Here is a 14,118-nt window from a genome sequence, read left to right as displayed (position 1 = left end):
AGACTGTGTCTAATATTTGGGGTGCACTTCACAGCGGGCTGTTTTACTGTTTGCGGCGTTTACCTTTCCATTGTTTTATATTCTGAAGCCCGGCTATATCAACGGCAGTGATCATTGACTTTATCATTTTATCTGGTATAGGGCCGCCGATTGTGGCCTATTTAGCGGAGCGTTTCAGTGCGATCACTTATTTTGTGATGAATGTATCGATTCCAATTTTATATACTGGGTCAGCTGTGCTGATTATGTTGATCTACCTGATGTCTTGGAGACTTTCTACTGTCATTTATCAAAGTAAGGTGTTCTAGGCAGCATTTCAGCTGAATCCATTCGTTTTGGGAGGTTGCTTGGCGGTCGTGGCCCGGTATGGGCAGATGGTTTTCGTATTGAGGATGTGGATGAGAAGACCGTGTGAGCGGTCTTTTTTTGTTCTATATACATTTGTATGAACAGCTTTGGCTGCGAGGTCTTATGTGCTGTTTTGGGAAAGGGTCGATAAGTCTTGTATGAATTTAAGACAATTGTCTGGAGTGATGCTCGCAGCTGTCAAATTGGTGACTTTAGAAAAGATCAGATGCTTTTCTGATGAGAATGGTTTGTAAAAGGAGAGAGGGTTTAAAGGGTGGTTATTTTCTTTTAAGTGAGGGTCATGAAAACCTCGATTAAGTATATCAATATAAAATAATTTGAATTTCTTTTTGTGTCAGAATATTTTGTTAATAGTGTTTCTCTCAAAAAAACAATTGTTTTTTAAGGGTAGATTTATTATGATAATATACGTCGAAAGGTTGAAGATTTTGAATCAGAATGAAAATTCTGATTTTTATTTTTTATGTTGTTTGTTGATGAGGGGGAATATAGAAGTGGCTCAAAAGGAATTAAAGAGAGGGTTAAGTGCTCGTCATATTCAAATGATCGCACTTGGCGGTACAATTGGTGTTGGCTTATTTATGGGGTCAGCTAAAGCCATTCAATGGACAGGTCCATCGGTTCTTTTAGCGTACGCAGTTTGTGGTATTTTTATCTTTTTTATTATGCGTGCGATGGGAGAAATGTTATATCTTGAACCGAGTACGGGATCGTTTGCTACATTTGGGCATCAATATATTCATCCGCTTGCGGGGTATATGACAGCCTGGAGTAACTGGTTCCAGTGGGTCATTGTTGGGATGTCTGAAATTATCGCCGTAGGTGCTTATATGAAATATTGGTTCCCTGAGTTACCAGCGTGGATTCCGGGATTAATCGCTATGATCATTTTAGGTGCGGCGAATTTGATTTCGGTTAAGTCATTCGGTGAGTTTGAATTCTGGTTTGCGATGATCAAGATTGTGACGATTATTTTAATGATCATTGCGGGTTTAGGCATTATTTTCTTTGGATTTGGAAACGGTGGAACAGCGATTGGTTTGTCTAATCTTTGGGCGCATGGCGGTTTCTTTACAGGTGGATTTAGCGGCTTTTTATTTGCATTGTCTCTAGTGATTGCTGCCTATCAAGGAGTAGAGCTGATTGGGATTACAGCAGGTGAGGCGCAAAATCCGCAAAAGACGCTGACAAATGCTATCAAAAGTATCATCTGGCGTATTTTGATTTTCTATATCGGAGCGATCTTTGTCATTGTGACCGTGTACCCTTGGGATCAGCTGAATACCCTTGGCAGTCCTTTTGTGGCGACGTTTGCGAAAATTGGAATTACGGCGGCAGCAGGTATTATTAACTTTGTTGTTATTACAGCAGCGATGTCGGGCTGTAATAGTGGGATTTTCAGTGCGGGGCGTATGCTTTATACATTAGGTGTGAATGGACAGGCACCTGCTTTCTTTACAAAAATTTCAAAGAACGGTGTACCTTATTTTGGGACATTTGCTGTGCTGATCGGTTTAGCGGTAGGAGTGGTCCTAAATTACGTATCTCCGCCAAATATTTTCGTCTATGTGTATAGTGCGAGTGTTCTTCCTGGCATGGTGCCTTGGTTTGTGATTCTAATGAGTCATATCGGCTTCAGAAAGGCAAAGGGGGCAGCACTTGACCAGCATCCGTTCAAGATGCCGCTTGCGCCATTTTCTAATTATGTCACAATCGGTTTCTTACTGATGGTTCTTGCGTTTATGCTCATCAATCAGGATACACGTATTTCGTTGATTGTGGGAATTGTGTTCTTGATTTTAGTGGCGCTTAGTTTTTATGTATTTGGAATCGGCAAACGAGAACCAATTGATAGTGCTTCTTCTGAACAAACATTGAAATAATACAAAGCCTTGCGGAATGAACCGCAAGGCTTTTGTTATTTACAGTGAAGCTTTTACACCCTGAAAGACATCTGGAAAGTTGGTGAAAAGCCCCGTGACGCCGTATTGCAAAAGGCGTACCATGTCTGCCTCGCTATTGACTGTGTATGGATGAAGGAGGAGACCGTGGCTTCTGACCTGTTGTACATTTTCAAGTGTCAAAGCTCTAAAATTCGGTCCGACCCCCACTGCATATGATTTGATGAAGTCGAGCTGATCATCTGTAATAGACGTCATTTGGGCTCTGTCTAATAGTTGTACTTTTGGAAGACGAGGGGCGAGTTTATGTAGTTTTAGCAGACTTTCCTCGCTGAAGGATTGGATGATGACCTGCCCTTTTCTCGTGTGTTTTCCAAGAAGGTGATGTTTCTTTAAGACGGCCAATAGCTTTTCTTCCATTTGCGGATAGATGTCTGGTTTTTTTGTTTCAATATAATAATTCTCTTGTTTGCCGAAATAGTGTAACACCTCATCTAATGTGAGGACTTGCTGTCCAATAAAGTGGGCATTTTGTTTGTCGGGGTTGGCTTCGTTAAACCATGAACCGGCATCCAGCTGTTTGATTTCGTCAAGGGTGAGGTCTTTAACCCAGCCTGTTCCGTTTGTCGTCCGGTCAACGGTTTCATCGTGCATGACGATGAGATGTCCATCCTTTGTCATTTGGAGGTCGAGTTCAAGGTAATCTGCATTCATGTTTGTGGCGAGCTTGTAGGAAGCCAGGGTATGCTCTGGGGCATACCCTGATGCTCCGCGGTGTGCAATGGTTAAGAGACGATCTGGAGATAAAAGATTTTCATGTGCTGATATGGTGGTCGGCACCCACGCAAAAGACAGTAAAGCAAAAGAGAGCAACACGAAAGCAAGTAATCTACTTTTCTTCATATTTTATCCTCCTTTTACGGTAACTGCCTTCATCATAAGGAATAGATGTAAAGGGCATGTTGGGTGGATATAAATCTTTTATGTGATTTTTATGAAGCTTGCTCTACACGTTTTCCTGTATTCCATGTCATGGCGAGGAAAACAATCGCAAGCACACAAGAACCTACCAGTAAAATGAAGCCCCCTGTCCAGTCATAGTGATCGACTACTACGCCCATCATGGCATTGGCAAAAGCTGAGCCGCCAATATACCCGAAGAAGCCTGTCAGTCCGGCAGCGGTGCCAGCGGCTTTTTTCGGAGCGAGATCAATGGCTTGCAGTCCAATGAGCATGACGGGTCCGTAAATCAAAAAGCCGATGCTGATGAGGGCAATATTATCAACCATTGGATTGCCAGCAGGGTTTAACCAGTACACAAGAACCGCAATTAATACGCCAATCATAAAGAGGACGCCAGCAGGTGCACGGCGGCTTCTAAAGAAGCGGTCACTAATCCACCCGCACAATAATGTACCAGGGATGCCTGCATATTCATAAAGGAAATAAGACCAGCGTGAATGCTCTGGTGAGAATCCTTTTGCTTCTGTTAAATAGGTAGGTGCCCAGTCTACGACACCGTAACGGACGAAGTACACAAAGACGTTGGCAATGGCGATGTACCAAAGGAACTTATTGTTGAGTACATATTTAAATAAAATCTCTTTTACTTTTAATTCTTTTTCTTGATCCTCATATTGTTGAGCCGGATAGTCATTTCGGTATTCTTCAATTGGCGGAAGACCATTGGATTGCGGTGTGTCCCGTACGAGAAGAATAATGACGAAGGAGACGATAATGGCAATGATGGCAGGGAAGAAAAAGATACTTTTCCAAGTCGCAAACAGCACAATTCCTAGTGTGATGAGTGGTGCAAGAATACCTCCGCCAATATTATGAGCAACGTTCCAAATCGACATTTTCGTACCACGTTCACTCACCGAAAACCAATGCGCCATCGTTCGTCCGCATGGTGGCCATCCCATGCCTTGAAACCAGCCGTTTAAGAACATGAATAAAAACATGATCCATACACTGGACGTGACCCATGGAAACGAGACAAATAGGATATTGATAAGAGCTGATAGAAAGAGTCCGGCGGCTAAGAAGTATCTTGGGTTACAGCGGTCTGAGATCATGCCCATGATGAATTTACTGAAGCCATAAGCGATGGAGACGGCCGCCAGCACAAAGCCTAGTTCACTTTTCGTGAACCCTTCTTCCTGTAGATAAGGGATGGCAAATGCGAAATTTTTGCGCAGCAAATAGTAGCCCGCATATCCGATAAAGATTCCCAAAAAGACTTGCAGACGCAGCCGTTTATAGGTTTCGTCTGTTTTGGCATCATCGAGCCTGTCGATATGCGGAGCCGGTTTAAACCATTTGAACATAAACATCCTCCTCTTGTAGATATGACTGAAACAAAAGTACGAGGTCTGTCTTTGATCTTGTACTTTTTCAGAGACAAAAGAATTGATAACGCTTTCTTTTGTACTCCCATCATATCGGATGGAGAAGATGTTTATGATGAGGCTTTTGTCATTATTTTGGAAGAACAGTTCATGAAGTGATGAAAAAAAATCCGCACAATGGCGGATTTTTAATAGTGGTTAAATCGATACATCAATTTTTGCAGATTTCTTTAGTTGATCAATTTCTTTTTGTACTTCTTTTTGCTTTTCTTGAGATTCTAACTGCTTCTTGATTTGTGATTTGACGTCTTTGAAATCAGGTGCTTTTTGTTTTTGTTTTTTCATTTGTTCGGCGTATTGGTCATAGTACGCTTTGACGTCTTTTTCAGACACAGAGGCTGATTTAATTTCTTTGTCGACATATTGGCTGTATTTGATGCTGTCGGCAATATCACTTTTCAGCTGATCCATTGTCAGTCCGCTCTTTTTGAGTGCTTCTTCAAATTGAGCATTGTCTTTAAATTGTTTCTTTTCTTCTTTTAGCTGCTTATCGACTTGCTTGTCAGAGGCTTTATAGCCCTTCTTCTCAGCATCTTGCAGGATGAGCTCTTGACCTACTAGCGCATCAATGGTTTGCTTCTTGACAGCTTTTGCGCCTTCTTTAGATGTTGGGTCTTGTCCTGACTGCTGAAGCTGACCTTGAATGGTCGATAAGGCGCTATTGTATTCACTTCCTGTGATTTTATCTTTGTTGACGGTCGCAACGACCTTTTGATCATCAATTTTTTGTGCGTCTAATTTCTTTTGCATCTCTTCCATTTGCTTTTGCTGCTCTTTTTGGTCAGCCTGTGTTGTTTCCTTGCTTTTGGCTGAATCGTTTTGCTTATCCTGTTTCGCATCGTTTGATGAGCAGGCTGCAAGCCCCACTGATAACAGACAAGCAATGAGTGTATATGATACTTTTTTCAATTATTTTCTCTCCCTTCGGTATGAGAACATCTAGTGCGCATTCTAACCGTTTTAGAGGAAAAATAAAACCGTACAGACGAATTGTTAGCGGATTGACATGTTTTTTATCTGTTTGTCCTCATTTTGTCTTCTCATAGTCATCATATGACAGCTCAAGTTTGGAATAATTGTTCCATCGCTTCGTCGAGATTGGTGATCGGCTGGCGGCAGCTGTAGTTTTCACAAATATAGACCGTCGTGCTGTCGTTGATCGTTTTGTAATCTTTTGCAAAAGGTGCGAGCCTTGCTAATTCTTGCCCTGTTTCGGCAGTTAAAATGAGATCAAATGGCATGAATCGTTTTTGCAATGCTTGTAGAAGCTGTTCTTTTTGCGGATCGCCCTTTTCCCCGAGAATAATGATTTCTCGTTTTACGGCATATTGGCTTAATAGTCCTTGTAAAAAGGCGGTATGTCCGCTTGGATAGGAAGAGACATCGACGTAAAAGGCGCTGAACATCTTCTCTAGTGTTTCGATCCAGTCTTGACGTCCGATCATTCTGCTTAGTTTCAGAAGCTTTTGGAGTGCAGTACTGTTACCAGACGGCATGGCCCCGTCGTATACTTCTTTTTCACGAACGATAAGCGCTTCTGCATCTGAGCCTGAGAAGAAAAAGCCCCCGATTTGCTCATCCCAAAACAGTTCAAACATATTTTCAGCAGCGGCTCTGGCTTTTGTCAGCCAATCTAGGTCAAAGGTCGCTTCGTATAAAGACATATATGCTGTGAGCATGTGCGCATAATCTTCGATAAAGCCTAGATGCTTCACGTCCCCTTCCCTGTAGCGGACCATGAGCCGTTCCTGCTGGACGAGGTGTGTTTCGAGAAAAGACATCGCCTGTTTTGCCATGCGGATGGCTTCTTCTACATGAAAGACACTCCCTGCTTTGGCAAGTGCGGAGATCATCAGCGCATTCCACGAGGTGAGTACCTTGTCATCGATCAGCGGTGCAGGCCGCTGCTGTCTTACAGTGAGTAAGATGTGTCGAGCGGATTGCAGTTTGGAATGAAGGGTTTTGTCGTCGATTGAATATGCTGCCTTGATGTCATCAAATGAGGTGGAAATGGTATGAGGGATGTTCTGTCCTTCAAAATTTCCTTCCTCTGTGATGTGATAGACCGCACAAAATAAAGTGCCGAGGTCATCACCTAAATGAGTCATGATCTCCTCTTTTGTCCAAACGTAATATTGCCCTTCCTTTCCTTCCGAATCGGCATCGATTGCTGAATAAAAAGAGCCATCACGATTCATCATGTCTCGTTTGATAAATTGAATGAGGTCTTGGACAAGCTTTTCGTACTCAGGGTGTTGAGTGATTTGATAGGCTTCGGTGTAGGCATCTATCAGCAAGGCGTTATCATACAGCATCTTTTCAAAATGCGGCACAAGCCATTTTTCATCGGTTGAATACCGAGTAAATCCAGAACCAATATGATCATAAATACCGCCGTTTGCCATGCCGTTTAACGTTTTTGTGACAGCATATAACGCATTTTCTTGCCCTGTCCATTCAAAATAGCGCATGAGAAACGAGAGCATATGAGGCGCAGGAAATTTAGGCGCAGAACCGAAGCCGCCATACAGCGTATCAAAGCTGCTCATGAGCTGATAATAGGCTTTGTGAATCGACTCCTGAGTGAGCGTATTTTCTGTCTGCCCTGCTGCCTTGATCCGCAAATTATTTGTTGCCTTTTCTGCCAATGATTCAATATGATCTCGGTCGTTGTGATAAGCATCCAGCAATTGCGTCAGTGCTTCAATGAAGCCGGGACGGCCGTAAGCACTTCTTTTTGGAAAATAAGTCCCCGCATAAAACGGCTTTTGATCAGGCGTGACAAACACGTTGAGCGGCCAGCCGCCTTGCCCAGTCATCATCTGACAAACGGACATATACATCGAGTCAATGTCCGGACGCTCCTCACGATCGACTTTGATTGAAATGAAATGCTCGTTTAGGATGTCAGCGACTTGTTGATCTTCAAAGCTTTCGTGTGCCATGACGTGGCACCAGTGGCATGTTCCTTTGGTTAACCATACCCAATCGATACGAAAACAGGTTTGTTTTCGCGTTTCGCTTTTTCGAAAGCTTCGTCTGACCAGGTGTACCAGTTGACCGGGTTATAGGCGTGTTGAAGAAGGTATGGCGACTTTTCAGCGATTAATCGGTTGGGTATTTTTTTGTTTGGCATGGGATCACCTACCTTTATTAACTATAGATAATATATTATATACATGTAGAATTAATAATATAAAAGGACGTATCTTTTAATTTAGATACGTCCTTTTATATTTTGCGAAAAAAATCAAAATCAGTTGTCTTTAAAATAGAATTTCCATAGTGCTGTTCTTCCAAATACATAATATAGTCAATTGGGTGGTCTTGTTTATCATACCAGCATTGACAATATTCTTTAGCTGTTGGTGATAATCTTAATGACCATTTTTTCTTTAATCGTAATGCCCGTAATACATTTTTTTCAGGGTTAGGATTAGAATCAATAAAGTCAGTATGCAAATTAATGTCTAGTAGTTTTTTGTTTGCTGCATCAATGAATTTAGTAGCATCTAAAGCACCATCACTTAAGTTTAGTGCAATAGCATCAAAATTAAAGAAGGCGCCTTTAGTAATGTTATTGAATTTAGTTTCATAATAATTATTTTCAAATGCCCAATTATTGTGAACACTCCAAATATCAAATTCAACATCATCAATTAGAACATTAAATCCTCCAAAACGATTCACTCTGTAATAATAGTTATCCAATAAGGTAGCAAGGTGATTTGCAGGGGCATCTATCATTAAATCAATGTCGCGAGGTACTTCATTTAAAGCAAAGTCTCTTAAAGCCCCACCTATCAAAAATACGTCGCCAATATGTTTTAAATGTTTAATAAGGTGATCAATCTTTTGATTTTCTTGAATGAGATTATCAAAGCCTATGCCTGCTTTATTTTTAATTTGGGAGGCATTGAGCATTGCCTTTCCTCCTTAGAGTTTAATTCCTGCTAACCGTCTATAATATTCTAAGGCGTAAGTATCTGTCATGCCACATATAAAGTCAGTAACAAGAAGTAATCTTTCATATGTTGAAGGTTCTGTAGAATGTTTTTTGTGAACTAACTCCATTATATCTCTGTAATTGCTTGATATCAATGAATATAGCTTTCCATCTTCTGTTTTAGCTTCATTACAATTACTGGAAAGTGCAGCTGTTACAAATTTTTGAAGAAGACCTTGGATAACTGTTCCACCTGCTAATTCTCTCACTTGAATTTCATTATCCTTGAATATGATTTTAGATAAATCTTTAAAAGCCAGTCGGATATTTGCTGCTTCTGATGCTAATAAAATATCTTCATCGAATTTTCCTTCTAGGATCTTGTCGTGTAGTTGAACGAACTTTTTTGTAACAGATTTAATCATGAAACCTTGAGCCTGAATTCTAAATTTTTGAACTGTATTATCTAGCCTATCTGTTCGAACTTTGTTTTCTTCATATACTGAGTGAAAATAATTACAGAGGATTTTATCTTCGTCTGATCCATTTGATAGATGCTTGTCTAATATTTCTTTAATAGTTGTGTAATCTAAAACCCCTTTTTTGCAGCCGTCTTCAATATCTGCTGCGGAATAAGCAATGTCATCAGAAGCCTCTAATAAGAAGGTAAGAGGGTGTCTGAAATCTCCAATACCTGTAAACTTCTTCACTAAATCAAATCTATCTTTTTCACTTTGTAAATATCCAAATTTCTTAAAGCTAGTACCCATATTTTCATTATTTTTATTACCTTCAGTTGAAGAACGTGGATACTTAATAATTGTAGCTAGGGTTGCAGCTGATAGATTGTAACCATAACTATCATGTTTTAAATTATGAAGTTTAGTGAGTAATCTAAACGTTTGTGCATTTCCTTCAAAATTTTCAAAATCTGCAATCTGTTGAACTGTGAGGTTTTTCTTATGTTTATTATTATCATCATAAAACCATCTTTTAAAAAATGTTTGAATTGCTGATTCACCATAATGTCCATAGGGTGGGTTCCCTAAATCGTGTATTAGACCAGCAGTAGCAAGTAAGGAACTTATTTTGCCGCTATGTTTAACATTTAACTTCTCATCTTTTATTAATACCTTTTCAATACTAGAGCCTAGAGAACGCCCGATTGCAGAAACTTCATGGGAGTGTGTTAACCTTGTACGCACAAAATCACTACTATCAAGAGGGAACACTTGTGCTTTGTCTTGTAATCTTCTAATAGAAGAACTAAAAATTAACCTAGAATAGTCATCATCAAAATCATTTCTGCCGTCATTTATTTCTCTTGTGGATACCATTTTTTGTCTAAGTCTAATGCCAGATAATAATTTATCCCAATTCATTTTGAAGCCTTGTCCCATACGAATTACACCCCTATACCATTTCTATTTTTTGTAATTAAATCTATTTTTATATCGGTTATAAATAAAAATAATTTAATAAATAAGGTATGGTAGGACGGACACCAGTGGCAAGTGGCATAGCCGATGCTGACAAGCACCGGTTTATTTTCACGTTTCGCTTTGTCGAAGGCTTCTTTTCCCCATGGATACCAGTTAACTGGGTTAAGGGCGTGTTGGAGAAGGTATGGAGATTTTTCAGTGATTAATCTGTTGGGTTTATTGTTAGTAGACATGGAATCTCCTCCTTTCATATTTATTTATCAAATCTTTTTGAGTGTAAAGGGTGATGGGCTTAAGGAATTTCATTTGAATTTAGATATTACTACTTCAAAAAAGTTACGTAGGATAATAACCGATAGTTCTTTATTTTGAAACTGAGCAAAAATCAAAAAACTATAATTAGGTCAAAAATTTATAGGGACTGCTGTGGAAATTTTAACTTTCGATAGATTTGTTTTCAATTCTTTTATTCGCTTCATTAATTATGAAAACCTATATTAATGCCTTTTAAATGGAATTTATTACTATATTTATCTTGTGTGTATTTAATCAATAATAACAAGCTGTTATAATAGCTTTGTGTTTTTATGAAAATATGTGTTAAAAGTGGTGTTGGAAATAAATATATACTATTCATTCTAGTAATCTCTTCGTTTGGTGGAGAAGCACTTTTAGCACATTTAATTTCAATAGGTCTAGCGGTGACTATTACAGGAGTTACTTATGTTGCATTATCTGAGTTTAAGAAGCATAAAAGAACTTACATTCAAAAAATCTAAAAAATGGGTATATGAGAAGGTGTAAATATGTTAGTTATTGATCAAAATCCAAAAGGTGAGCAGTACTCCAAATTAATTGATTTGGCTTTCGAAATTTGTGATGAGTTTCATTTAGTTTTAAGAAAAGATATGGGATCTTTAAAATCTTTTGATCCCTTCCTAAAAAGACTTGAAAGTTCATTGAAAGAGATGAAAGAACAATCAGAATGGGCTAGCACAATGCTATTTAACAATACAGCAAAAGTTTATTACTATTATACAGATGAAAATGCGAAGAGTATTCTAAAAGAATTCGCAAATTCTTTATATGATTGGGAGCAACCAAATTTACCAGAAGACTTGTCCTTCTTCAAAAATGGAGAAGAATGGCTGGTTACATCTTCTCATGAAGAAGAAAGTTATATAGATACGGAAAATGATACAGAGATACAAAGGATATTAAGTATACCAGAATTAAAAGTACATATGGAAAAATGGGATTAATGCTATTTAGTATTCAATAATAGTGTATTGATATAAAAGTAAGGAGGCTAATAAGATAGTTTCCTTACTTTTAAAATGTTATGGGCGTTCTCATTTATTTCTTAATTAAGATGTATTGTTTGTGTTCCAATAGAAGATTTGAACTTTAAATGTTTCCCAAATTGTTGAGTCTTGAAATTAATAACTAAATCCAAACTCTCATCCTTATCTTCATCCTCAAAACCGTCTAAACAGGAATATAATTAATATATCAGATAGCTGAGGTCCGTGATCAATTGTCTGTGAGGTATTCCCATCATGACAAATCAAGGACTATAAACCCTTGTTTTGTCATTATTTCACCTTTTCACTACTTCAATCGTAATGTTTTAACAAGATGGCTGAATTATGTCCTCCAAAACCAAAAGAATTGGATAGCCCATATTTCAATGGAAGCTGTCTCGCTTCTAATACAACATCTAAATTGCAATCTGGATCTTGTTTCTCTACATTAATAGTTGGCGGAATCATTCCTCGTCTCAAACTTTCCACTAAAGCAATCGCTTCTACTCCGCCTGCAGCACCAAACATGTGCCCAGTCATTGACTTGTTCGCAGTTGTTGGAATTTCACCTGAACGATCACCAAATAATTTCTTAATGGCTAGAACTTCTGAACGATCACCTACTTGTGTACTTGTTGCATGAGCACTAATAACATCGATTTCACTTGTTGATATATCTGCACTTCTCAATGCTTTCTTCATGGCTAAGTAGGCACCCCTACCTTCTGGGTGTGAAGCGACCATATGATGTGCATCTGAACTAGCCCCGTATCCCACTACTTCACATAATATCGGCGCATCTCTAAGAATTGCGTTGTCTAATGATTCTAATACTAAGATACCTGCGCCTTCACTCATAACAAAACCATCTCTATCTGTATCGAATGGGCGGCTGGCTCGACTTGGGTCTTGGTTTCTAGTAGATAGTGCATGTGCGTTTCCAAAGCTAGCCAAAGATATCTGATTGACGGCAGCTTCTGCTCCACCGGCAAATATAATATCTGCTTCATCGTTTCGAATCGCATTGAAAGCTTCACCAATAGAGGTGTTCCCGATAGAACAAGCTGTGACTGGTGACAATGATGGCCCTTGTGCGCCTAATTTAATGCTGATTTGGGCCGCAGCTGCATTTGAAATCATCATGGGGACAAGGCTGGGGCTTACTCTCGAGGGACCTCGTTTGTCTAATACATGCACATTATCTACAAGCGATTGTATGCCTCCGATTCCTGAACCAACATATACGCCTAAACGTTCAAGATCTACTTGATCTAACTGTAATTGTGAATGTTCTAATGCTTGTTCGGCCGCTGCTAAGGCAAACTGACTAAAACGATCTAATCGTTTTGCTTCTTTTCTCCCTAATATTTCATCTGCATCGAAATCACGAACGATTCCAGCTATTTTTGTTTTATAATCAGTCGTATCAAAAGAATCAATGAGAGATATTCCCGATTGTCCTTGAACTAGTTGGTTCCAAAAGCTATCTATATCATTTCCTAGTGGAGAAATAACTCCCATTCCAGTAATGACAACTCTTTTCATGATCATTCCCTCCTTGTTTTTATTAACTTTAGCCATTGTGTTATCCTATTACAAGTTGTTGTTTATCCTAGTATAATGAATAATATTTTAAAAGGAGACCTTAATGAAACCTGAAACAAGACTTCAAGCATTATCAGAATTTCTAAAGAACCAACGTTCAAAAATCACGCCTCAAATGGTTGGTTTACCTGTAGGAACCCGCCGAAGAACACCAGGACTCAGAAGAGAAGAAGTGGCTCAACTAGCCGGTGTGAGTCTTACTTGGTATACATGGTTAGAACAAGGCAGAGATATAAAAGTATCTACTTCGGTATTAGATGCGATTTCTAGTGCATTACAATTAAATAACGATGAAAGGAGATATTTGTACGCTCTAGCGTTAGAGGAAGGTGTGAAACAATCCTATATCATTGAGAATGAGAAGGAAATCAGTCCGGCTTTAGTGAAAATTCTGCAGGAACTTCGTTATTGTCCAACGATTATATCTGATAGAAGAAGTCAGATTGTTGGGTGGAATCAAGCAGCAGCTAATGTATTTTTGGACTTTGAACAAATCATCCCGGCAGAAAGAAATATCATCCGCTTACTATTCGCAAGAAAGGAATTTAAAAGTTTAGCCGTGAATTGGGAGCATTTTGTAAGAGGATATATCGCCATATTTAGAACGTATTATGGACAGTATGTGGCGGATGACTGGTATGAGCAATTTATAGAAGAAATGGAGCAGGCATATCCTGAGTTTCGTAAAATATGGAATGAAAATGAGATCAGTTATGCACCTGAAGTATTAATTGAATTTCGTCATGCTAAGGTAGGGAAAATGTTGTTTAATCTCACTTCATTACAAGTGTATGGGGATACTGATTTAAGATGCAGTGTCTATACTCCAGTTGAGGATACTGAAACGGAGCTTAAGTTAAAACGTTTAATTGAAGGGTAGCTGTTGTTTGGAGAGAAGAATAGGGCTGATTCAAAGAATACTTCTTTAACTTTGTGTAGATTTTAAAAAACAACTAGTATAGTAGCAATTGGTTATTTGTATTTGGATGAAGGCATTGTGTGTGTGCTGTGCTGAAGGAGGTATGGTGATTTTTCAGTGGAGTGGGGTGGATTTTTGATTGTTTGGCATGAATTCATCTGCTTTCATATATTAATTTCCTTCGTACTTTAACTTTAGTAAAACTTCGCCTTTTTATATAA

At 39.0% G+C, this 14,118-nt stretch carries 12 protein-coding genes and 1 pseudogene; 4 read left to right on the top strand and 9 right to left on the bottom strand.

Translation table 11 applies throughout. The features are described 5' to 3' along the window. Window positions 1-107: 107 nt before the first annotated feature. Together BA1_RS12235 and BA1_RS12230 are read left to right on the top strand one after the other, a co-directional pair. The gene (locus tag BA1_RS12235; RefSeq protein ID WP_008359363.1) at window positions 108-308 is read left to right on the top strand and encodes a hypothetical protein; all 201 of its coding nucleotides are present in this window, start codon (window positions 108-110) and stop codon (window positions 306-308) included. Window positions 309-863: 555 nt separating this feature from the next. Next, window positions 864-2,252 (top strand): amino acid permease, encoded by a 1,389-nt coding sequence (locus tag BA1_RS12230; protein WP_008359361.1) that lies wholly within the window; start codon window positions 864-866, stop codon window positions 2,250-2,252. A gap of 39 nt (window positions 2,253-2,291) precedes the next feature. Here the strand turns inward: BA1_RS12230 and BA1_RS12225 are convergent, their stop codons facing one another. From BA1_RS12225 to BA1_RS19830, 8 genes and pseudogenes are all read right to left on the bottom strand, one after another. Then, window positions 2,292-3,173 carry a glycerophosphodiester phosphodiesterase gene (locus BA1_RS12225; RefSeq protein WP_008359359.1) on the bottom strand — a complete coding sequence of 294 codons (882 nt, stop codon included), beginning with the start codon at window positions 3,171-3,173 and terminating at the stop codon, window positions 2,292-2,294. An 89-nt stretch (window positions 3,174-3,262) separates the two neighbouring features. Further along, a complete protein-coding gene (glpT, locus tag BA1_RS12220) occupies window positions 3,263-4,600 on the bottom strand; it encodes a glycerol-3-phosphate transporter (protein WP_008359357.1) in 1,338 nt (445 codons plus the stop codon). Between the two features lie 219 nt (window positions 4,601-4,819). Continuing rightward, window positions 4,820-5,590 (bottom strand): SurA N-terminal domain-containing protein, encoded by a 771-nt coding sequence (locus BA1_RS12215; protein WP_008359353.1) that lies wholly within the window; start codon window positions 5,588-5,590, stop codon window positions 4,820-4,822. 152 nt (window positions 5,591-5,742) lie between these two features. Continuing rightward, window positions 5,743-7,626, bottom strand: coding sequence for a thioredoxin domain-containing protein (locus tag BA1_RS19680; protein ID WP_008359351.1), 1,884 nt, complete (start codon window positions 7,624-7,626; stop codon window positions 5,743-5,745). A 9-nt stretch (window positions 7,627-7,635) separates the two neighbouring features. Continuing rightward, window positions 7,636-7,817 (bottom strand): annotated as a pseudogene (locus tag BA1_RS19675) (DUF255 domain-containing protein); the annotation flags it as partial. A 95-nt stretch (window positions 7,818-7,912) separates the two neighbouring features. Further along, window positions 7,913-8,605: a nucleotidyltransferase family protein gene (locus tag BA1_RS12205; RefSeq protein ID WP_008359346.1), complete on the bottom strand. Its 693-nt coding sequence runs from the start codon at window positions 8,603-8,605 to the stop codon at window positions 7,913-7,915. A gap of 12 nt (window positions 8,606-8,617) precedes the next feature. Further along, a complete protein-coding gene (gene dgt / locus BA1_RS12200) occupies window positions 8,618-10,027 on the bottom strand; it encodes a dGTP triphosphohydrolase (RefSeq protein WP_008359345.1) in 1,410 nt (469 codons plus the stop codon). Window positions 10,028-10,032: 5 nt separating this feature from the next. Beyond that, entirely contained in the window at window positions 10,033-10,302 is a 270-nt protein-coding gene (locus BA1_RS19830; RefSeq protein WP_008359343.1) for a DUF255 domain-containing protein, read from the bottom strand. Between the two features lie 573 nt (window positions 10,303-10,875). Between BA1_RS19830 and BA1_RS12190 the strand changes: the two genes are divergently transcribed. After that, window positions 10,876-11,331: a hypothetical protein gene (locus tag BA1_RS12190; protein ID WP_008359341.1), complete on the top strand. Its 456-nt coding sequence runs from the start codon at window positions 10,876-10,878 to the stop codon at window positions 11,329-11,331. Between the two features lie 354 nt (window positions 11,332-11,685). On the opposite strand, the gene fabF is transcribed toward BA1_RS12190, so the two are convergent. Next, a complete protein-coding gene (fabF, locus tag BA1_RS12185) occupies window positions 11,686-12,918 on the bottom strand; it encodes a beta-ketoacyl-ACP synthase II (protein WP_008359339.1) in 1,233 nt (410 codons plus the stop codon). Window positions 12,919-13,021: 103 nt separating this feature from the next. On the opposite strand from fabF, the gene BA1_RS12180 reads away from it, so the two are divergent. Then, window positions 13,022-13,858 carry a helix-turn-helix transcriptional regulator gene (locus BA1_RS12180; RefSeq protein WP_008359338.1) on the top strand — a complete coding sequence of 279 codons (837 nt, stop codon included), beginning with the start codon at window positions 13,022-13,024 and terminating at the stop codon, window positions 13,856-13,858. Window positions 13,859-14,118: the final 260 nt, after the last annotated feature.

The organism is Bacillus xiamenensis (assembly GCF_000300535.1).
GTDB classification, from domain to species: domain Bacteria; phylum Bacillota; class Bacilli; order Bacillales; family Bacillaceae; genus Bacillus; species Bacillus xiamenensis.
The sequence above is the reverse complement of the archived record's forward strand: the minus strand, read 5'-3'. Positions and strand labels throughout refer to the sequence as shown.